15 protein-coding genes are annotated in these 19,561 nt (G+C 55.8%); 10 read left to right on the top strand and 5 right to left on the bottom strand.

What is annotated here, in order from left to right; genetic code table 11:
- Positions 1 to 105 precede the first annotated feature (105 nt).
- From PO881_RS02715 to PO881_RS02705, 3 genes are all read left to right on the top strand, one after another.
- Positions 106 to 585: a carboxymuconolactone decarboxylase family protein gene (locus tag PO881_RS02715; RefSeq protein WP_192235827.1), complete on the top strand. Its 480-nt coding sequence runs from the start codon at positions 106 to 108 to the stop codon at positions 583 to 585.
- Between the two features lie 95 nt (positions 586 to 680).
- The gene (locus PO881_RS02710) at positions 681 to 1,316 is read left to right on the top strand and encodes a hypothetical protein (RefSeq protein WP_101762216.1); all 636 of its coding nucleotides are present in this window, start codon (positions 681 to 683) and stop codon (positions 1,314 to 1,316) included.
- 133 nt (positions 1,317 to 1,449) lie between these two features.
- Positions 1,450 to 2,127: a MarC family NAAT transporter gene (locus PO881_RS02705; RefSeq protein ID WP_110868046.1), complete on the top strand. Its 678-nt coding sequence runs from the start codon at positions 1,450 to 1,452 to the stop codon at positions 2,125 to 2,127.
- Between the two features lie 90 nt (positions 2,128 to 2,217).
- Here PO881_RS02705 and PO881_RS02700 read toward each other — a convergent pair whose 3' ends face one another.
- From PO881_RS02700 to PO881_RS02690, 3 genes are read right to left on the bottom strand one after another with little or no spacing between them, the layout of a single operon-like run.
- Positions 2,218 to 3,474 carry a cytochrome c gene (locus PO881_RS02700; RefSeq protein ID WP_280172412.1) on the bottom strand — a complete coding sequence of 419 codons (1,257 nt, stop codon included), beginning with the start codon at positions 3,472 to 3,474 and terminating at the stop codon, positions 2,218 to 2,220.
- Positions 3,475 to 3,478: 4 nt separating this feature from the next.
- Positions 3,479 to 5,248, bottom strand: coding sequence for a GMC family oxidoreductase (locus PO881_RS02695; protein ID WP_110868048.1), 1,770 nt, complete (start codon positions 5,246 to 5,248; stop codon positions 3,479 to 3,481).
- 37 nt (positions 5,249 to 5,285) lie between these two features.
- A complete protein-coding gene (locus tag PO881_RS02690; RefSeq protein WP_101762220.1) occupies positions 5,286 to 6,017 on the bottom strand; it encodes a gluconate 2-dehydrogenase subunit 3 family protein in 732 nt (243 codons plus the stop codon).
- Positions 6,018 to 6,549: 532 nt separating this feature from the next.
- Here PO881_RS02690 and PO881_RS02685 point away from each other — a divergent pair.
- The 3 genes from PO881_RS02685 to PO881_RS02675 all read left to right on the top strand — a co-directional run bounded on the left by PO881_RS02685 (position 6,550) and on the right by PO881_RS02675 (position 11,352).
- Positions 6,550 to 8,118: an ABC transporter substrate-binding protein gene (locus tag PO881_RS02685; protein WP_280172411.1), complete on the top strand. Its 1,569-nt coding sequence runs from the start codon at positions 6,550 to 6,552 to the stop codon at positions 8,116 to 8,118.
- 373 nt (positions 8,119 to 8,491) lie between these two features.
- Complete coding sequence (locus PO881_RS02680) at positions 8,492 to 9,994, top strand: helicase HerA-like C-terminal domain-containing protein (RefSeq protein ID WP_101762223.1); 1,503 nt, start codon at positions 8,492 to 8,494, stop codon at positions 9,992 to 9,994.
- Positions 9,995 to 10,074: 80 nt separating this feature from the next.
- Complete coding sequence (locus PO881_RS02675) at positions 10,075 to 11,352, top strand: DUF445 domain-containing protein (protein WP_192412467.1); 1,278 nt, start codon at positions 10,075 to 10,077, stop codon at positions 11,350 to 11,352.
- Between the two features lie 31 nt (positions 11,353 to 11,383).
- Here PO881_RS02675 and lptG read toward each other — a convergent pair whose 3' ends face one another.
- Both lptG and lptF read right to left on the bottom strand, forming a co-directional pair.
- Positions 11,384 to 12,460, bottom strand: a complete 1,077-nt coding sequence (lptG, locus tag PO881_RS02670; protein ID WP_137385080.1) for an LPS export ABC transporter permease LptG — start codon at positions 12,458 to 12,460, stop codon at positions 11,384 to 11,386.
- Positions 12,460 to 13,560, bottom strand: coding sequence for an LPS export ABC transporter permease LptF (gene lptF / locus PO881_RS02665; RefSeq protein ID WP_110868051.1), 1,101 nt, complete (start codon positions 13,558 to 13,560; stop codon positions 12,460 to 12,462). Before lptF ends, lptG begins: the two co-directional genes overlap by 1 nt.
- A gap of 269 nt (positions 13,561 to 13,829) precedes the next feature.
- Here lptF and pepA point away from each other — a divergent pair, with 269 nt between their 5' ends.
- The 4 genes from pepA to PO881_RS02645 all read left to right on the top strand — a co-directional run bounded on the left by pepA (position 13,830) and on the right by PO881_RS02645 (position 19,403).
- A complete protein-coding gene (pepA, locus tag PO881_RS02660; RefSeq protein ID WP_101762227.1) occupies positions 13,830 to 15,341 on the top strand; it encodes a leucyl aminopeptidase in 1,512 nt (503 codons plus the stop codon).
- Between the two features lie 172 nt (positions 15,342 to 15,513).
- Positions 15,514 to 15,975, top strand: coding sequence for a DNA polymerase III subunit chi (locus PO881_RS02655; RefSeq protein ID WP_061718226.1), 462 nt, complete (start codon positions 15,514 to 15,516; stop codon positions 15,973 to 15,975).
- Between the two features lie 2 nt (positions 15,976 to 15,977).
- Positions 15,978 to 18,833 (top strand): valine--tRNA ligase, encoded by a 2,856-nt coding sequence (locus PO881_RS02650; protein ID WP_280172410.1) that lies wholly within the window; start codon positions 15,978 to 15,980, stop codon positions 18,831 to 18,833.
- Between the two features lie 66 nt (positions 18,834 to 18,899).
- The gene (locus tag PO881_RS02645; RefSeq protein ID WP_192236081.1) at positions 18,900 to 19,403 is read left to right on the top strand and encodes a GNAT family N-acetyltransferase; all 504 of its coding nucleotides are present in this window, start codon (positions 18,900 to 18,902) and stop codon (positions 19,401 to 19,403) included.
- The last annotated feature ends 158 nt before the right edge of the window (positions 19,404 to 19,561 follow it).

Genomic DNA, 19,561 nt, shown 5'->3' with positions numbered 1-19,561 from the left:
GCCCTACCTGTTTTTACGTTTTTTGACCCTTTTCACTCAGACATGGAAGTTTAAGATGCCCGCATCACCTTCGCATTGAAAAACGACTGACCTGAGGAAAAAAACTTGACTGCACGCGTTAACCACTTCAAAACCGTTCCGACACTGGTCAAAGCCATGTCCGATCTCTCCATGAACGTCAGTAATGTTTCATTAGAAACCTCACTGAAGCATCTGGTCGATCTGCGCGCCTCGCAGCTCAATCAATGCGCGTTCTGCGTCGACATGCATGTGAAAGAGGCCAAACTGCACGGCGAGCGCGAGCTGCGTCTGCATCATGTGGCGATCTGGCGCGAATCCCCGCTGTTCACCGCCAAAGAGAAAGCGGCGCTGGCGCTGACCGAAGCGCTGACGCGTCTGGGCGATAACGGCATCGACGAAGCGCTGTATAGCGAGGTGCGCGCGCACTTCTCCGAAGTGGAGACCAGCGAGCTGACGTTCTGTATCGCGGTGATCAACACCTGGAATCGCCTGATGGTGCTGTCGCAGATGACGCCGGGCGCACTGGACAGCGCTTATGGGTTGGATCGTGCTGATTTACGTTAATTTTTACCGCCAGTCGCTCATGCTGCTGGCGGCACCATGTTCATCTGCGCTGCCTGAGGCTATAGTGAGATTTTGCACCACACAGGACAGCGCACATGAAAGGCATCAACATTGCGATTTACTTCGATCCCGACCAGATTCACATCTGCGTTCACCAGCAGGATGACAGCTATCTCAGCCAACACTTTATTTACGACGACAGCGTAATTGAAGAGATCTATCAATGGCTGGAGCAGTTCACGCCTAATCGCACCCACATTTGCCTGATTGAGCACGATACCGCCGATATCCTTGCCGATGAGTTGGTGGATAACGGTTATCACGTCCATCAGGTGACGCAGCACGATCTCTTGACCTGGTTCGCCAACGAACCGCCTGCCGAACCCGATGGTTCACCGGTGCGCGCGCTGCTGCGTTATCTGGAGAACGAGCAGCCATCCGAATACCAGTCACGCACGCCGCAGATTGAAGCGTTGATGGATCTGCTGGATGAGCTGGACGATCTCGAAGGTGTGGATGAAGTTGAAGATGAAGACAATCTGCCGGATGACGTGCTGCGCCTGATGAAGCAGAAGAAGATCAGTGCGCAAGACGCCGCCCAACGCCTGCTGCCGGATGTGAATGAGCGCATTCGCGAGCATTTAATCAATTATCCCGAACTGATGACGCCTGAGCTGCTGCAGGATTTCTTCCCTGAGCTGATCGAGGCGCTGGATACGCCGAAGCACTAATCAATGAACGCACGCACCGCAGCGGCGCGATTTATCGCGCGGTTTTGACCGACTCTCCATCCTCTTAACGCGCAATAAATTGCGCCGCTACGAGCCGTGCGATTATCGAATAATTTTTCAAATGGGACATTTCATGCTGGAATTGTTTAAAGCCATCGGGCTGGGATTGGTGGTGATTTTGCCGCTCGCCAATCCGCTGACCACGGTGGCGCTGTTTCTCGGCCTGGCCGGAGAGATGAATTTCCAGGAGCGTAATCGCCAGGCGATGCAGGCCTCGATCTACGTGTTCCTGATCATGATGGTGGCGTGGTATGCCGGCAGCGCGGTGTTGCACACCTTTGGCATCTCCATTCCCGGCCTGCGCATGGCGGGCGGATTGATTGTGGCGTTTATCGGTTTTCGCATGCTATTTCCGGCGAAACCGGTCGGGCATTCGGTCGAAGCCGAGCACAAGCAGGATGAACTGGACGCGACCGACAGCAACCGTGAAACTGTAAACATCGCGTTTGTACCGCTGGCGATGCCGAGCACCGCGGGGCCGGGCACCATTGCGATGATCATCAGTTCCGCGTCGACGGTTAAATCGGGCGTAGATTTCCCGGCATGGGTGGTTGCCGTCGCGCCGGTGCTGACGTTTTTGGCCGTGTCGGTGATTTTGTGGATTTCGCTGCGCAGTTCCGGCGCCATCATGAAGCTGGTTGGTAAAGGTGGCATCGAAGCGATTTCACGTCTGATGGGCTTTTTGTTGGTGTGTATGGGCGTGCAGTTCGTGATTAACGGCGTGTTAGAAGTGATTCACAATTATCATTGAGACCACGTTAAAAGACGCGTAATGAATTGCGCCGCTACGGTATTTGCGCCTATCCGTAGCGGCGCGGTTTATCGCACAGTTTTAAGCGATTTACTCGCCTTTCAACGTTTTACGCACTTCTGCTACCTGATCTTTCGTCACCGCTGGCGCATTGTTGCTCCAGCCCTGACGAATGAAGGTCGCCAGTTTAGCCACTTGATCATCATCCAGACGCTTAGCAAAACCAGGCATTGCCAGCGTTGATGGCGCTTTCTCAGTGGATGGCTGCTGCGCACCGGCCAGAATGGTGTGGATCAAACCAGTTGGATCCTTGGCATTGACGATGGTCGCCTGATCCAGCTCCGGGAAGATCCCCGGCGCACCTTTACCGGTGACAAAGTGGCAGGCGCCGCAGTTGTCGATATACAGACGCTCACCTTCCGACAAGCCTTTCGCAGCGGTCAGTTTCGCTTCCGTCGCCTGCTGTTTCTTCACGTCATACGCCTGCAGCGCCGGGTTGCCGCCAAGGAACTTCAGATAGGAGGCAATCGCTTTCAAGTCGGCATCTGTCATGTGCGAGCTCGAGTGCTCAATCACTGACTTCATCTCACCGCCCACCGCCGCTTTATCGTTACGACCAGTTTGCAGGTAATCGACAATCTCCTGCTCGCTCCAGCGCGGCAGACCGCGCAGTGACGGCACATCCCAGCTGTTCAGGCTGCCACCAGCAAGGAACTGATCGTCGCCGCTATCCAGCGCTTTCTCATTCATGCCGAGGCCGCGTGGCGTATGGCAGCTGCCGCAGTGCCCCAGGCTTTCGACGATGTAAGCACCGCGATTAACCTCTTCTGACGCGCCGCCAATCGGCTGGAATGGCTTGTCAGAGGTAAACGCCCAGTTCCAGAAGCGCATGCCCCAACGCTGGCTGAACGGGAAGCTCAGATCGGTTTCCGGCGGCTGCTCGCTGCTCGGCTTCACGCCTTTCATGAAGTAGACGTAAAGCGCGTGCATATCGGCGTCGGAGATTTTGGCGTAATCCGGGTACGGCATCGCCGGATAGAGACGCGACCCGTTCGGCAATATGCCTTTGCGCACCGCGTCGGAGAACTGCTGCTCGCTGTAGTTGCCGATGCCGTGCTCTTTGTCCGGCGTGATGTTGGTGGAGTAAATGGTGCCGAGATTCGACTCAATCGCCAAACCACCAGCGTAATCCCCTTTACCGGAAACGGTATGGCACGCCATACAGTCGCCGAGACGCGACAGGTATTCACCCTGCTTGATCAATTGAGCTTCATCTTCCGCGTGTGCCTGCAGTGCAAAGCTGCCCAGCAGCACGGCGTTGGCGATTAACAATGATTTTAATTTCATGCGCTTATGCCTGTACCAGTGGACCGGGATTTTTCAGATAATGTTCTTTAATGGCTTGTGCCGCCATCAAGGTGATCGCGCCGATGGTATCGGTCGGGTTCGCCTGGAAGTTTTGCGGGAAGGCGTTGCCGCCCGGTACAAACACGTTATGAACATCCCAGCTCTGCAGGTACTTGTTCAGTGCAGAAGTTTTCGGGTTATCGCCCATCACCGCGCCGCCCACGTTGTGGGTCGAAACGTATTTGGTGAGGTCAAAGTCCGCGCCCATTGGCAGGAAGCTCATGCTCATGCTGTCTGGGTTCAGCTCTTTGGCGATGTTGCCGACGATGCCTTTCAGGTGCTGTTGCAGCTTCAGTTCGTTCTCTTTCCAGTTGAACGTCATGCGCAGCAACGGCTGACCGCGATGGTCGGTGTAATTCGGATCCAGATCCAGATAGATATCGCGATACGACTGGCAGGTAGTGGTGATGCTGATCTTCATGGAGTGGTTGTACCACTCCTCCAGACCTTCTTTGTAACCCATGCCCCACGATGGCGTGCCTTTCGGCAGCGCAGCAGCCATTGGCGTGCCGGTGGCTTGCGAGCTGTGGATCTTGGCGCCGCCGAGGAAACCGAGGCCCGGACCATCGAAGTTGCCTGGTGAGATGTCGTTGAACATCTGGCCGGTGGCGCCGGCGGTGGCGTAAGAGTTGAAGTTTTTGTCTTTGAAGAACAGGGTTGCGCCGCCGTTTGACAGGAACGCGTAGTTACGCCCCACCACACCTTCTTCGGTGATTGGGTTATACGGCTTGCCGATACCGGAGAGCAGCATCAGGCGTACGTTATAGAGCTGGAAGCTGGACAGCACCACGATCTTCGCCGGCTGGAACACTTCGTTGCCGTCCACATCGTAGTAAATCACGCCCTTGGCGGTTTTCTGGTCGTCATGCAGTACCACTTTCACCACTTCCGCATGCACTTCGTAAGAGAAGTTCGGCATACGTTTCAATGCATCCATCACCGCCGTTTGTGGTGAGGCTTTAGAGTAGTTGAGGCACGGATATTTCGAGCAGTAGCCGCAGTAGTTACACGGTGCGATCTGGTTGCCGTACGGGTTTTTCCACGCGCGTGATACGCACGCAGATGGGTTCGGGAACGGATGGTAGCCGAGTTTGGTGGCCGCCTCTTTGAACATCACGTTGTTCAGCGTATCTTCCAGTGCAGGCAACGGATAAGGTTCAGAACGCGGACCTTCAAACGGATCGCCGCCCGGCAGAATCTGGCCGCGCAGGTTGCCGGTGGTGCCGGATTGACCGCAGATCAGCTCAAACTTGTAGTAATACGGCTCGATCTCTTCCCAGGTGAACGGGAAGTCCATCACGCGCATATCTTCCTGCAGGATGCCCGGCTTGTAGGCCTCATCGACGTAGGTTTTCAGCTTCAGGTCGGTTGGGGTTGGACGAATCAGCACCGCCGTCCAGTGCATGCCCGCGCCGCCCACGCCGGTTCCCGGCGCAAACGCGCCCCATTTACGGGTCGGCAACGCCGTCTGGCTGCTGTTGTAACGCACCGTGACCGCCACTTCTTTTGGCGTAGCGAACACTTTGTTACGCACGTTGTAGGCGTATTCATCAGCCGGTTTCGGATAAGCGAAATCCGGGTAATCACGCTCGCCACCACGCTCTAATGCGCGCACGTCGAGTCCCGCCATCGCCAGTTCAATACTCATCAACGAGCCGGCCCAGCCGAGGCCGCAAACGACGACGTCGACTTCTTTCTTTGTAATCTGTGCCATGTTAATCCTGTCTCACATACCAAAAACGGGGGTGTGCTTACGCGCTTTCACCCAGGAGGCTGACCGGTCCCAGCGGGTACGGCACGTTGTGCTGCTTCACCCATTCGGTAAAGCTGGCGCGTGCGCCCGGGAAGCCGATGGCAATCCAGGCTTTCATGCCTTTGTTGCCGCCGTACATCGGGTCAGCGAGGTAGCCGTGTTTGGTATCTGCAAGCAGCTGGCCGAAGAACTGCGAGGCCTTCAGGTTCTCTTCGCCCAGGGCGGCGAAGTCAATGCCGTCGTTTTTGTTCACTTTGGTCAGCACCGCATCTTTCTCTTCCAGTGACAGCTCATGGAACGGTTTCTGGAAGTTGCTTTGCGTCCACTGATTCACCAGCTTGATACCGGTTTGGTACATCTGCTGTGGCGTGAACGGGATTTGATAACCCATGGTGGCAGGCGCATGCACGTTGAACGGACCCTGCATGTAAATCTCTGCCCCGAACTCCGGGCTGTGCAGCTGCTGATCGATAAAGATCGGCACGTTGGTTTCCAGTGCACCTGGCGCTTTACCTTTGCCGCCGGCTGGAATCAGGCGATCGGTTGCGGCCAGAATAAATTGCCACTCATCGGCACTGAAAAAGATCGGTTTATAGTCGGCGAGCTCGGGTGCTGCCATTTCCGCAGCTTGCGCCGCAGTTAATCCCTTAAATACCAGGTCACTTAATGGCAAAGCCAAAAGCGACCCAAGTAAAAACTTACGTCTGGTGGTCGGTTTATTTAGAAGCATGGCGCGACGACTCTCACTTGCTAAGAAAGATAATTATTTTTGTTAATAGCTTTATAAATCGGTAAATAACCTGGCAATCTTAGGGATATAGGTATTTCAGAATGTAAAAATTCAATTATGGATGTGTTTTGATGAAATTCAGTCATCATGTTGAATTTAGGTTAAGGCTTGGTAAAAGGCTTTCGAGGCGAAAAAACAGGGTTTAACCGTACATTTGATGGGAAAGTGGCACTAATCAGTGGGCATTTGACCAGGAATTATCGCGCAAAGAAATAATCGCAGAAATGAATCAATGAAAAAAAATCATACTTCCATACCAGAGAACTATTCTCATTTATAACATCTTATTTACTTTATTGACCAGCAGATGAACGATCTATTTCGCGGAAATGACAAGTCGCGCACAAAATAAACGCAATAATTCCCCCAGGTAATCAATTGTTATATTCCGGCACAGCTCAGAACAAACCGGCATTTTGTCAAAGCGACGGCAGAGATAGAGTGAATTTATCTATCACTCAGGACAATAATAATGCGCTCACTGATTTTGCTCGTCGCTTTATGGGGCAGCAGTTTTGCACTGCACGCCGCCACACCGAAAGATACCCTTGTCATCGCCGTCCCGCTCGACGGCATTATTAGCTTCGATCCCGCTGAAAGCTTTGAAACCGTCAGTAACAGCGTGCAGCGCAACATCTACCAAACATTAGTGGAGGCAGATCGTAATGATCCGCAGAAGCTGGCACCGCTGCTGGCCACCCACTGGCAACAGGGCAGCACGCCGCACAGCTTAGTGTTCAACATTAAACCCAACGCACACTTCTCCAGCGGCAATCCGGTGACGGCGCAGGATGTGATCTTCTCACTGACGCGCGCGGTGCAGCTGAACAAAGCGCCCTCTTTCATCCTCGCCGAATTTGGCTGGACCAATGAAAACATCGCCAGCCAGTTCAAAGTGCTGAATGACCATCAGCTGGAGATTCAGTGGCCAGCGCAGATTGGTCAGAATCTGGCGCTGCGCCTGCTGACCGCGCCGGTGGCCTCGGTGGTGGATAGCAAAACCGTGCAGCAACACGTCGCCAATAACGATCTCGGCAACGGCTGGCTGCATACCCATTCCGCCGGCAGCGGCGCATTTATCCTTCAGCAATATGTGCCGCAGCAGGCGCTGGTGCTGAGCGCTAACCAACAAGCGAATCCGCAGCCGAAGCTGAAACGCATTCTGCTTAAAGGCGTGGCGGATGCCAGTGCGCGTCGTCTGCTGATTCAGCAAGGCGATGTTGATGTGGCGTATCAGCTTGGCCCGGATCAGATTGATGCGCTGAAGAGCGACAAGAATCTGCGCATTGAAGCCTTCCCTTCCAGCCTGGTTTACTACCTCGGTTTCAATACCAAAGATAAAGCGCAACCGGCCTTGGGCAATCCGGCGCTGTGGCAAGCCGCGCGCTGGTTGGTGGACTACAACACCCTCTCGAAGGATTTGCTGAAAGGTCAGTACCGCATTCATCAGAGCTTCCTGCCGCAGGGTTTTGACGGCGCGCTGGACGATCGGCCGTTCCACTACGATGTGGCGAAAGCCAAAGAGATTTTAGCCAAAGGCGGCATCAAGCCGGGGACGAAGTTTGCGCTGACGGTGATCAATCAGCCGCCCTACATTGACGTGGCGCAGGCGCTTCAGGCCAGCTTCGCCCAAGCGGATGTGCAGATTGAGTTGCAGCCGGTGGCGGAATCGGAGCTGTGGAGCAAAATGCGCGGTCGCGATTTTCAGTCGATCTTCATTTACTGGGGCGCAGACTATGTCGATCCAAACACCAACGCCAGCGCCTTTGCCTATAACGTGCCGGGCGGTTCCAAAACCCTGGCGTGGCGCGTCGGCTGGGATATTCCGGATCTGAGTGCGAAAACCCGCGCAGCGGCCGGTGAAAGCGATGCTGTTAAGCGCCGTGCGCTCTATACCGATTTGCAGAAAACCGTGCAGCAGAACTCACCGTTCGTGGTGACGCTGCAGGGCGCGCAGCAGGTTGCGGTGCGGAATAACGTGAATCATGTGCAGCAAGGGATTGGTGTGAGTTTGCTGTTTTTTGATACGGTGCAGAAATAGTTTTGGATTGTGCTCGCTTTCCCCCTCCTCGGTCCTCCCACCAAAATTGTGCTCGCTTTCCCCCTCCTCGGTCCTCCCACCAAAATTGTGCTCGCTTTCCCCCTCCTCGGCCCTCCCCCATAAATGGGGGAGGAAGATGCTGCCATATGTTCGTTCAGAAGCTGCATGTGGCAGCATCTCCTTCCCCCGTTTACGGGGGAAGGCCGGGATGGGGGGCAGCGCGCACCTAATCTCCTTCCCCCGTTTACGGGGGAAGGCCGGGATGGGGGACAGCAGGCACATAATTACGCCTTTTTCGGCACAATCCTCCTCCCTCCTCGCGCGCCGCTTGCTATCCTTCTGGCATAACCTATTGCCTGAGAGCGAAAAAATCATGACCACTCCGTTACTGATTGCCCAAACGCCTGACGTTCAACTGCATCTTCTCTCCAACATGGCGAACCGCCACGGTTTGATCACCGGCGCTACCGGCACCGGCAAAACCGTTACGCTGCAAAAGCTGGCGGAATCCTTCTCCGATATTGGCGTGCCGGTGTTTATGGCCGATGTGAAAGGCGATCTCACCGGCATTTCCGCCGCAGGCGAAGGATCCGAGAAGCTGCTGGCGCGTCTGGCGAAGATTGGCGTCAGCGACTGGCAGGCGCAGAAAAATCCGGTGATGGTGTGGGATATTTTTGGTCAGCAAGGCCATCCGGTGCGCGCCACGGTATCCGATCTCGGCCCGCTGCTGCTGGCGCGGCTGCTCAACCTTAACGACGTGCAATCGGGCGTGCTGCAAATCATCTTCCGCATCGCCGACGATCAGGGCTTGTTGCTACTGGATTTCAAAGATCTGCGCGCCATGACGCAATACATCGGCGACAACGCCAAAGCCTTCCAGACGCAATACGGCAACATCAACAGCGCGTCCGTTGGGGCGATTCAGCGCGGATTACTGGCGCTGGAGCAGCAAGGTGCCGAGCACTTCTTTGGCGAGCCGATGCTGGATATTCGCGACTGGATGCGCTGCGATAGCAACGGCAAAGGCTTTATCAACATCCTCTCGGCAGAAAAGCTTTATCAAATGCCAAAACTCTACGCCACCAGCCTGCTGTGGCTGCTGGCCGAGCTGTATGAGCACTTGCCCGAAGCCGGCGATCTCGATAAGCCGAAAATGGTGTTTTTCTTCGACGAAGCGCATCTGCTGTTTACCGACGCGCCACCGGTGCTGCTGGAGAAAGTTGAGCAGGTGATTCGCCTGATCCGTTCGAAAGGCGTTGGCGTCTATTTCGTCACGCAGAATCCCGCCGATATTCCCGATAACGTGCTGGGCCAGCTCGGCAACCGCGTTCAGCATGCGCTGCGCGCCTTTACCCCGAAAGATCAGAAAGCGGTAAAAAGTGCCGCCGAAACCATGCGCGCCAATCCGGCGTTTGATACCGTCGAGGCGATTCAGGCGCTCGGCACCGGCGAAGCGCTGATCTCCTTTCTCGATGAAAAAGGCAGTCCATCGATGGTGCAGCGGGCGATGGTGATTGCGCCCGGATCGCGCATGGGGCCGGTTACGCAGGATGAACGCAATGGCCTGATCAACAATTCGCCGCTGTACGGTAAATACGATAGCGAAGTCGATCGCGAGTCGGCGTTCGAAATGCTGCAAAAAGGCGTGCAGGCCACCACGCAGCAAGCCAATGCGCCGGAAGCCAAAGGCAACAAGGTCGCCGTTGATGACGGTATTCTCGGCGGTCTGAAGGACATTCTGTTCGGCACCACTGGCCCACGCGGCGGCAAGCGCGACGGCGTGGTGCAGAGCGTGGCGAAGAGTGCCGCGCGCCAGGTCACCAATCAGATCATTCGAGGTGTATTAGGAAGCCTTCTTGGCGGCCGCCGTCGCTAATACCCGGCATACTTCAAGCCGCAGGTGCGTTAGCTGTATGTCTTCCTGCAACTCGAATTGTTTAGGGTATTTAAGGAACTATGGATAAATTCCAACAACTTAAGCGCAGCAAACGTCTGGCGCTGTCACTGCTGCTGATTGCGGCAGCCACCTTTATTGTGACGCTGTTTCTGCCAGCCAACTTTTGGGTGCTTGGGCTGAAGGCAATCGCAGAAGCGGCGATGGTCGGCGCATTAGCCGACTGGTTCGCCGTGGTGGCGCTGTTCCGGCGCGTGCCGGTGCCGTTTATCTCGCGTCATACAGCAATTATTCCGCGCAATAAAGATCGCATTGGCGAGAATCTGGGTCGCTTCGTGCAGGAGAAATTCCTCGATACCGATTCGCTGCTGGCGCTGATTCGCCGCCACGATCCGTCGCAGATGCTGGCGCAGTGGCTGAACACGCCGGGCAACGCCGATCGCATTGGTCGTCATCTGTTACAGGTGATGCGCGGTTTTCTCGATCTCACCGATGATCAGCGCATTCAGCGCTTTCTGCGCCGTGCGGTGCATCGTGCGCTGGATAAGGTTGATCTTACCCAATCCAGCGCGCTGTTGCTGGATAGCCTGACGAAAAATAATCGCCATCAGGAGCTGCTGGATGCGGCGGTACAACAGCTGCTGCGCTTGCTGCACAAGCCCGGTACGCGCGAGTTTATCGCCGCGCAGATTGTGCGCTGGCTCAAGCGCGAACATCCGATCAAAGCCAAAATGCTACCAACCGAATGGCTGGGCGAACACAGCGCCGATTTGGTTGCGAATGCGGTGGATTCGATACTCGATCAGGTCGCGCTCGATCAGGGGCATGAGTTGCGCCTGGGCTTCGACCGCGCGGTGCAGCGGCTGATTGAGCGGCTGAAAAGCGATCCTGAAATGGCGGAACGTGCTGAAAACATCAAGAGCTGGCTGAAGGAAGATGAGTCGTTCAATCGCTACATTGGCGAGCTGTGGCAGGATTTACGTGGCTGGCTGAAAGACGATCTAAGTAGTGAGGATTCACGGGTGCAGGAGCGCGTCAGACTGGCCGCGCTGTGGCTGGGCGAGACGCTGGCGGCTGACGAAGCGCTGCGCGCCTCAATGAATCAGCATCTGGAAGATGCCGCACGCAGCGTGGCGCCGGAGTTTGCTGCCTTCCTGACGCGCCATATTAGCGATACGGTGAAAAGCTGGGATGCGCGCGATATGTCGCAGCAAATTGAGCTGAATATCGGCCGCGACCTGCAGTTTATCCGCATTAACGGCACGCTGGTTGGCGGGACGATTGGGCTGATTTTGTATGTGTTGTCGCAGGTGCCGGGGTGGGTTCAGCACCTTCAATAAACAGGTCGCCTTTGGCGGCGACCATCCAACATTACCGGCGTTTCATCAGCAGGAACAAGCTGATGGCGAAGAATGCACCGCTCGGCAGAATCGCACCCAGAATCGGCGGCAAACCGTATACCAAACTTAGCGGGCCAAAAATCTGATCTAATACGTAGAACAGGAAGCCAAAGCTAATCCCCGTCACCACGCGCACGCCCATCGATACGCTTCGCAGCGGACCAAAGATAAACGACAGCGCCATCAGCATCATCACCGCCACAGAGAGCGGCTGGAAGATTTTGCTCCACATATTCAGCTGGTAGCGCCCTGCAACCTGGCCGCTCTGCTTGAGGTATTTGCTGTAGTTATACAGGCCGGTGATAGAGAGCGCGTCCGGGTCCAGCGCCACTACGCCGAGCTTGTCAGGCGTCAGGTTGGTTTTCCATTCGCCACTCAGGCTTTGCGAGCCGGTAATTTGTTTGGCATCTTGCAGATCCGATTCATCGACCTGCGACAGCGCCCAGACCTTTTTATCCGCATTCCAGGCGGCACTCGCCGCATAGCGTACGCTGAGTAAACGGCGCTGATCGCTGAACTTATAGATGCTGACGCCATCAATCTCGTTATCGCCTTTGATGCGCTCGATGTAGATGAAGTCGTTGCCGTCTTTCGCCCACAGGCCGTTTTGCGTCGAAACCAGCGAGCCACCGTACAGCTGCTGCGCACGGTAGTTACGCGCCATCTGCTCACCCTGCGGTGCAACGAATTCGCCCACCGCCATGGTCAACAGCACCAGCGGAATCGCCGTTTTCATCACTGCCAGCGCTACCTGCATGCGGGTAAAGCCCGATGCCTGCATCACCACCAGTTCGCTACGCTGCGCCAGCGTGCCCAAACCGAGCAGTGCGCCCAGCAGCGCCGCCATCGGGAAGAAGATTTCGATATCTTTCGGTACGCTGAGCAGCGTGTAGTAACCGGCGTCGAGGGCGGTATAAGCGCCCTGCCCGGTTTTACGCAGCTGATCGACGAATTTGATAATGCCCGACAGCGACACCAGCATGAACAGCGTCAGCATGATGGTGTTAAAGATGGTTTTGCCGATATAGCGGTCAAGAACCTTAAACATCAGACCGATCCTCCACGGCTAAAGCGCGCGCGGATGCGACGCATCGGCACGGTATCCCACATGTTCAGCAGCACCGCCAAAGCCAGATAGGAGAAGTTCACCACCCACATCCAGATGGCCGGATCGAAGCGGCCTTTCGCGGCGTTGGAACGCAGAGAACTTTGCAGTAAGAAGAAGATCAGATACAGCAGCATGGCAGGCAGCATCGACAGCACGCGGCCCTGACGCGGGTTCACCACGCTAAGCGGCACCACCATCAACGCCATAACCAGTACGGCAAAGATCAGCGTCAAGCGCCAGTGCAACTCCGCCTGGAACTGCGGGGTTTTGGTCTTGAGCAGCGTGCTAATATCCGCCTGATCGGCATCGTTCGGATCGAGCGTGGCTTCTTTGTAGCCTATCACCGCCTGATAGTTGACGAAGTCGGTGATGCGGAAGTCACGCAGCAAGGCGGTGCCTTCAAAACGCGTGCCTTTATCCAGCGTCACCACCTGCGAGCCATCTTTGTGTTGCTCCATGTGGCCGCTATCAGCCAGCACCACCGAGGGACGCGCGTTGCCTTTCGGACGCAGCTGCGCCAGGAACACGTTGCCGAAGGTATTGCCCTTCACATCTTCAACAAACAGCACCGCATTGCCGTCGCTAGAGGTCTGGAACTGCCCAGCCGCCAGCGCCGCCGCGCCTGGGTTAGATTTGGCGTTTTGCGTCACTTCCTGCTGATAACGTGATGACCATGGCCCTAACCAAATGACGTTGACCGCCGCCACAAGCGAGGTGAACAGCATCAGGATCATCGCGGCTTTAATCAGCACACTTTTGCCCAGGCCGCAGGCATGCATCACCGTGATTTCACTTTCGGTGTACAGCCGCCCAAGGGTCATTAAAATCGCCAGAAACAGGCTTAGGGGCAGGATAAGTTGTGCCATTTCAGGCACGCCGAGTCCTAACAATGTCAGAACTAAGTTTGTTGGGATTTCGCCATCCACCGCAGCTCCCAAAATCCGCACTAACTTCTGACAAAAGAAGATCAGCAGCAGGATGAAGAGGATAGCCAGCTGGCTTTTGAGCGTTTCCCGAACCAGATATCTAATGATGATCACGCTTAGTACGCCTGTGATAACTTGTCTTTTTGCAGGAAAATCGCTAGTTTCAACGCTTATCAGCCATTTTTCTTCATCAATGGCCGTCATCGTAGCTAAAATAGTATGACGAACGCGTTAGTGTGGTGAAAAAACAACATACTTGTCACCACCACTCATTATGACTACCGGCGTTGAATTGTCATGGCGTCGCAACGAATTAATGAGTTACGAGCGCGCTACATTCTAACGACAGCCAAGGCCGTTGTCTTTAAGATTCAGGAGAGTGCATGGAGTTCAGTGTAAAAAGCGGTAGCCCGGAAAAACAGCGTAGCGCCTGCATTGTTGTTGGCGTTTTCGAACCGCGCCGTTTGTCACCCATTGCTGAGCAGCTGGATAAAATCAGCGATGGCTACATCAGCGCCCTGCTGCGCCGCGGTGAACTGGAAGGAAAAGTGGGCCAAACGCTGCTGCTGCACCATGTGCCGAATATCCTCTCCGAACGCATCCTGCTGATCGGCTGCGGTAAAGAGCGCGAGCTTGATGAGCGCCAGTATAAGCAGGTCATTCAGAAGACAATCAATACTTTGAACGACACCGGCTCAATGGAAGCGGTGTGCTTCCTGACTGAACTGCACGTCAAAGGTCGCAATACTTACTGGAAAGTGCGTCAGGCGGTCGAAACCTCTAAAGAAGCGCTCTACAACTTTGATCAGCTGAAAAGCAACAAAGTCGAGCCGCGCCGTCCGCTGCGTAAACTGGTGTTCAACGTGCCGACCCGCCGTGAACTTACCAGCGGCGAGCGTGCCATTCAGCACGGTTTGGCCGTAGCTGCCGGTGTTAAAGCCGCCAAAGATCTCAGCAATATGCCGCCAAATATTTGTAACGCCGCGTATCTGGCGTCGCAGGCGCGTCAGCTGGCGGATGCGTACAGCAAAAATGTCACCACCCGCGTCATCGGCGAACAGCAGATGAAAGAGTTGGGGATGAACGCCTATCTGGCGGTTGGCGCAGGTTCGCACAATGAATCGCTGATGTCGGTGATTGAGTACAAAGGCAATCACGATCCAGAAGCGCGCCCCATCGTGCTGGTTGGCAAAGGCTTAACCTTTGATTCCGGCGGTATCTCGATCAAACCGGCCGATTCCATGGATGAGATGAAGTACGACATGTGCGGTGCGGCGTCCGTTTACGGCGTGATGCGCATGGTGGCGGAACTGAATTTACCGCTGAACGTGGTGGGCGTGCTGGTGGGCTGTGAAAACATGCCTGATGGCAAATCGATGCGTCCGGGCGACGTGCTGACCACTATGTCAGGTCAAACCGTTGAAGTGCTGAATACCGATGCCGAAGGCCGTCTGGTGCTATGCGATGCGCTGACCTACGTTGAACGCTTCGAGCCAGAAGTGGTGATTGACGTGGCCACACTGACCGGCGCCTGCGTGATTGCGCTGGGTCATCACGTTAGCGGTTTGATGTCGAACCACAATCCGCTGGCGCACGAGCTGATCAGCGCATCTGAGCAGTCCGGCGACCGCGCCTGGCGTCTGCCGATGGCGGATGAGTATCAGGAGCAGCTGGAATCCAACTTTGCTGATATGGCGAACATTGGCGGCCGTCCTGGCGGTGCGATTACCGCCGCCTGCTTCCTCGCGCGCTTTGCGCGTAAGTTTAACTGGGCGCACCTGGATATCGCCGGTACCGCATGGCGTTCCGGTAAAGCCAAAGGCGCAACCGGCCGTCCGGTACCGCTGCTGTCGCAGTTCCTGCTGAATCGCGCAGGGTTGAACGGCGACGATTGATCTGGTGATGGCTGTCCCCCATCCCGGCCTTCCCCCACAAGTGGGGGAAGGAGACGCTGCTACATGCGAATTCACAACTAACATAGGGCAGCATCTTCCTCCCCCACTTGTGGGGGAGGACCGAGGTGGGGGGACAGCAAGCACCCAGCCCCCCTCTCATCCAAAGGATCCCATGAAAAACGCCACTTTCTATGTGATGGAGTCTGAGAGCGCCGACGACGGCCTAACCGCCATCGAAGCGTTGGTGTGCTCTCTTGCCGAAACACGCTGGCGTGACGGCAAACGCATCCTGATTGCCTGCGAAAACGAAGAACAAGCCAATCGGCTGGATGAAGCGCTCTGGCAACTTCCGGCTAACGCCTTTGTGCCGCACAATCTGGCGGGAGAAGGCCCGCGCTACGGCGCTCCGGTTGAGCTGGCCTGGCCACAGCGTCGCGGCAGTTCACCGCGCGACCTGCTGATCAGCCTTCTGCCACAGTTCGCAGATTTTGCTACTGGTTTCCATGAAGTGATAGACTTCGTTCCTTATGAAGAATCTCTAAAACAACTGGCGCGCGATCGCTACAAAGCCTATCGCAGCGTTGGTTTCCAATTGAATACGGCGACGCCACCCTCGCCGCAAACGACAGTGTAGAAATGGAAAAGACATATAACCCGCAAGATATCGAGCAGCCGCTCTACGAGCACTGGGAACAGCAGGGCTACTTTAAACCGAATGGCGATACCAGCCAGGAAAGCTTTTGCATCATGATCCCGCCGCCGAACGTCACCGGCAGCTTGCATATGGGTCACGCTTTCCAGCAGACCATCATGGATACCATGATTCGCTACCAGCGCATGCAGGGTAAAAATACCTTGTGGCAGGCCGGTACCGATCACGCCGGTATCGCTACGCAGATGGTGGTAGAACGCAAAATCGCCGCTGAAGAGGGCAAAACGCGCCAGGATTATGGCCGCGATGCATTCATCGACAAAATCTGGCAGTGGAAAGCGGAATCCGGCGGCACCATTACTCGCCAGATGCGTCGTCTCGGCAACTCGGTTGACTGGGAGCGCGAGCGCTTCACCATGGACGAAGGTCTGTCCAACGCCGTGCGCGAAGTGTTTGTCCGCCTGTACAAAGAGAACCTGATTTACCGTGGCAAACGCCTGGTAAACTGGGATCCAAAACTGCGTACCGCAATCTCCGATCTGGAAGTGGAAAACCGCGAGAGCAAAGGCTCGATGTGGCATATCCGCTATCCGCTGGCTGACGGCGTGAAAACCGCTGAAGGCAAAGATTATCTGGTGGTGGCGACCACGCGTCCGGAAACCCTGCTGGGCGATACCGGCGTCGCGGTTAACCCGGAAGATCCGCGTTATAAAGATCTGATCGGCAAAGAGCTGATCCTGCCGCTGGTGAACCGTCGTATTCCGATCGTTGGCGATGAACACGCTGATATGGAAAAAGGCACCGGCTGCGTGAAGATCACGCCTGCGCATGACTTCAACGACTACGAAGTGGGTCGTCGTCATAAGCTGCCGATGATCAACATTCTGACCTTTGATGGCGACATCCGCGAGCGCGCGGAAGTGTTCGACACCAATGGCGAAGTCAGCGACGCGTGCGCAGACGACATCCCGGCACAGTTCCAGAAAATGGAGCGTTTCGCCGCGCGTAAAGCGATGGTTGCCGCCATTGATGAGATTGGCCTGCTGGAAGAGATCAAACCGCACGACCTCACCGTGCCTTACGGCGATCGCGGCGGCGTGGTGATCGAGCCAATGCTGACCGACCAATGGTATGTGCGCACCGCACCGCTGGCGAAAGTCGCGGTTGAAGCGGTAGAAAACGGCGATATCCAGTTCGTGCCGAAGCAGTACGAAAACATGTACTTCTCATGGATGCGTGACATTCAGGATTGGTGTATTTCACGTCAGCTGTGGTGGGGACACCGCATCCCAGCATGGTACGACAACGACGGCAACGTCTATGTTGGCCGCACCGAAGACGAAGTGCGTCAGGAAAACAATCTGGCCGCCGATGTGGCGCTGCGCCAGGACGACGACGTGCTGGATACCTGGTTCTCGTCCGGTCTGTGGACCTTCTCGACGCTGGGCTGGCCGGAGAATACCGAAGCGCTGCGTACCTTCCATCCAACCAGCGTGCTGGTGAGCGGCTTCGACATCATCTTCTTCTGGATTGCGCGCATGATCATGCTGACCATGCACTTTATCAAAGATGAAAACGGCAAGCCGCAGGTGCCGTTCAAAACCGTTTATATGACCGGTTTGATCCGCGATGAAGAAGGCCAGAAGATGTCCAAGTCGAAAGGTAACGTCATCGATCCGCTGGATATGATTGACGGCATTTCGCTGGAAGATCTGCTGGAGAAACGTACCGGCAACATGATGCAGCCGCAGCTGGCTGAGAAGATCCGCAAACGTACCGAAAAGCAGTTCCCGGACGGCATCGTGCCTTCAGGTACCGATGCGCTGCGCTTCACCCTTGCCGCGCTGGCTTCTACCGGTCGTGACATCAACTGGGATATGAAGCGCCTCGAAGGCTACCGCAACTTCTGCAACAAGTTGTGGAACGCCAGCCGCTTCGTGCTGATGAATACCGAAGAGCAGGATTGCGGACAAAATGGCGGCGAAATGAAGCTGTCGCTGGCGGATCGCTGGATTCTGAGCGAGTTCAACCGCAGCGTGAAAGCCTATCGTGAAGCGCTGGATAACTATCGCTTTGATATCGCGGCCAACATTCTGTACGACTTCACCTGGAACCAGTTCTGTGACTGGTATCTGGAGTTGACCAAGCCGGTGATGACCAGCGGTAGCGAAGCGGAACTGCGCGGTACGCGTAATACGCTGGTCACCGTGCTGGAAGCGCTGCTGCGTCTGGCGCATCCGATCATTCCTTACATCACCGAAACCATCTGGCAGCGTGTGAAAGGCCTGAAAAACATCGATCACGATACCATCATGCTGCAGCCGTTCCCGCAGTATGACGCGGCGAAAGAGGATGCCGAAGCGCAAGCCGATATCGAGTGGATGAAGCAGGCGATAGTCGCGGTACGTAATATCCGTGCTGAGATGAACATCGCACCAAGCAAGCCGCTCGACGTGCTGCTGCGTGACTGCTCTGCCGCCGCGCAGCGTCGCGTCGAAGAGAACCGCACCTTCCTGTCGCGTCTGGCGCGTCTGGAAAGCCTGACCATTCTGCCTGCAGGCGAGAAAGGCCCGGTTTCGGTCACCAAGATTGTTGAAGGCGCTGAGTTGCTGATTCCGATGGCGGATCTGGTCAACAAAGAAGCCGAGCTGGAGCGTCTGGCGAAAGAGCTGGTGAAACTTGATGTCGAAATTGAGAAGATCCAGACCAAGCTGGCGAACGAAGGCTTTGTCTCACGTGCGCCGGAAGCGGTTGTCGCCAAAGAGCGTGAGCGCGTGGCTGAGCTTGAGCAATCAAAAGCAAAACTGATTGAACAGCAGGGCGTGATTGCGGCATTGTAAGCGCTTCAGTCCAACTGCTTAATCGAAGCCGGGCACTGCCCGGCTTTTTTATACCGGAAGATAATGATGACCAGCGACGCTCCCATCAATTTAAAGGTGCGCCCCATTTCAGCCGCCGATAACCCGCTGATTGCGCAGGTGATCCGTGATGTGTCAGCCGAATTTGGCCTGACGGCGGATAAAGGCTACACCGTGTCCGATCCCCATCTCGATCGCCTGTTCGAACTCTACAGCGAAGCCAACAGCGCTTACTGGATTGTGGAACATGACGGTGTGGTGGTGGGCGGCGGCGGCGTTGCACCGCTGGCCTGTAGCGCGCCGGATATCTGTGAGCTGCAGAAAATGTATTTCCTGCCGCAGGTGCGCGGCTTAGGTCTGGCGCGCGATCTGGCGCTGCGCGCGATGGAATTCGCCCGTCAGCAGGGCTTTCAGCGCTGCTATCTGGAAACCACCGGCAGTTTGACGCGTGCGATTAAGTTGTATGAGTCGCTGGGGTTCGAGCTGATTGATAGCGCGATGGGTTGTACCGGGCATGTGGATTGTGAAGTGCGGATGCTGAAGGTGTTGTGATGTGCTGGCTGTGTGTGCTCGCTGTGTGTGCTCGCTGTCCCCCATCCCTGCCTTCCCCCGCAAGCGGGGGAAGGAGATGCTGCCACATGCAGCTTCATCACTGGCATGTGGCAGCATCTTCCTCCCCCATTTATGGGGGAGGACCGAGGAGGGGGACA

Source organism: Pantoea sp. SS70, assembly GCF_029866845.1.
Taxonomy (GTDB): domain Bacteria; phylum Pseudomonadota; class Gammaproteobacteria; order Enterobacterales; family Enterobacteriaceae; genus Pantoea; species Pantoea leporis.
The sequence above is the reverse complement of the archived record's forward strand: the minus strand, read 5'-3'. Positions and strand labels throughout refer to the sequence as shown.

What these genes read in the sequence shown, in the direction of transcription:
- PO881_RS02710 (WP_101762216.1), top strand. Translation starts at nt 681, where the DNA reads ATGAAAGGCATCAACATTGCGATTTACTTCGATCCCGACCAGATTCAC.
- PO881_RS02705 (WP_110868046.1), top strand. Translation starts at nt 1,450, where the DNA reads ATGCTGGAATTGTTTAAAGCCATCGGGCTGGGATTGGTGGTGATTTTG.
- PO881_RS02700 (WP_280172412.1), bottom strand. Translation starts at nt 3,474, where the DNA reads ATGAAATTAAAATCATTGTTAATCGCCAACGCCGTGCTGCTGGGCAGC.
- PO881_RS02695 (WP_110868048.1), bottom strand. Translation starts at nt 5,248, where the DNA reads ATGGCACAGATTACAAAGAAAGAAGTCGACGTCGTCGTTTGCGGCCTC.
- PO881_RS02690 (WP_101762220.1), bottom strand. Translation starts at nt 6,017, where the DNA reads ATGCTTCTAAATAAACCGACCACCAGACGTAAGTTTTTACTTGGGTCG.
- PO881_RS02685 (WP_280172411.1), top strand. Translation starts at nt 6,550, where the DNA reads ATGCGCTCACTGATTTTGCTCGTCGCTTTATGGGGCAGCAGTTTTGCA.
- PO881_RS02680 (WP_101762223.1), top strand. Translation starts at nt 8,492, where the DNA reads ATGACCACTCCGTTACTGATTGCCCAAACGCCTGACGTTCAACTGCAT.
- PO881_RS02675 (WP_192412467.1), top strand. Translation starts at nt 10,075, where the DNA reads ATGGATAAATTCCAACAACTTAAGCGCAGCAAACGTCTGGCGCTGTCA.
- lptG (WP_137385080.1), bottom strand. Translation starts at nt 12,460, where the DNA reads ATGTTTAAGGTTCTTGACCGCTATATCGGCAAAACCATCTTTAACACC.
- pepA (WP_101762227.1), top strand. Translation starts at nt 13,830, where the DNA reads ATGGAGTTCAGTGTAAAAAGCGGTAGCCCGGAAAAACAGCGTAGCGCC.
- PO881_RS02655 (WP_061718226.1), top strand. Translation starts at nt 15,514, where the DNA reads ATGAAAAACGCCACTTTCTATGTGATGGAGTCTGAGAGCGCCGACGAC.
- PO881_RS02650 (WP_280172410.1), top strand. Translation starts at nt 15,978, where the DNA reads ATGGAAAAGACATATAACCCGCAAGATATCGAGCAGCCGCTCTACGAG.
- PO881_RS02645 (WP_192236081.1), top strand. Translation starts at nt 18,900, where the DNA reads ATGACCAGCGACGCTCCCATCAATTTAAAGGTGCGCCCCATTTCAGCC.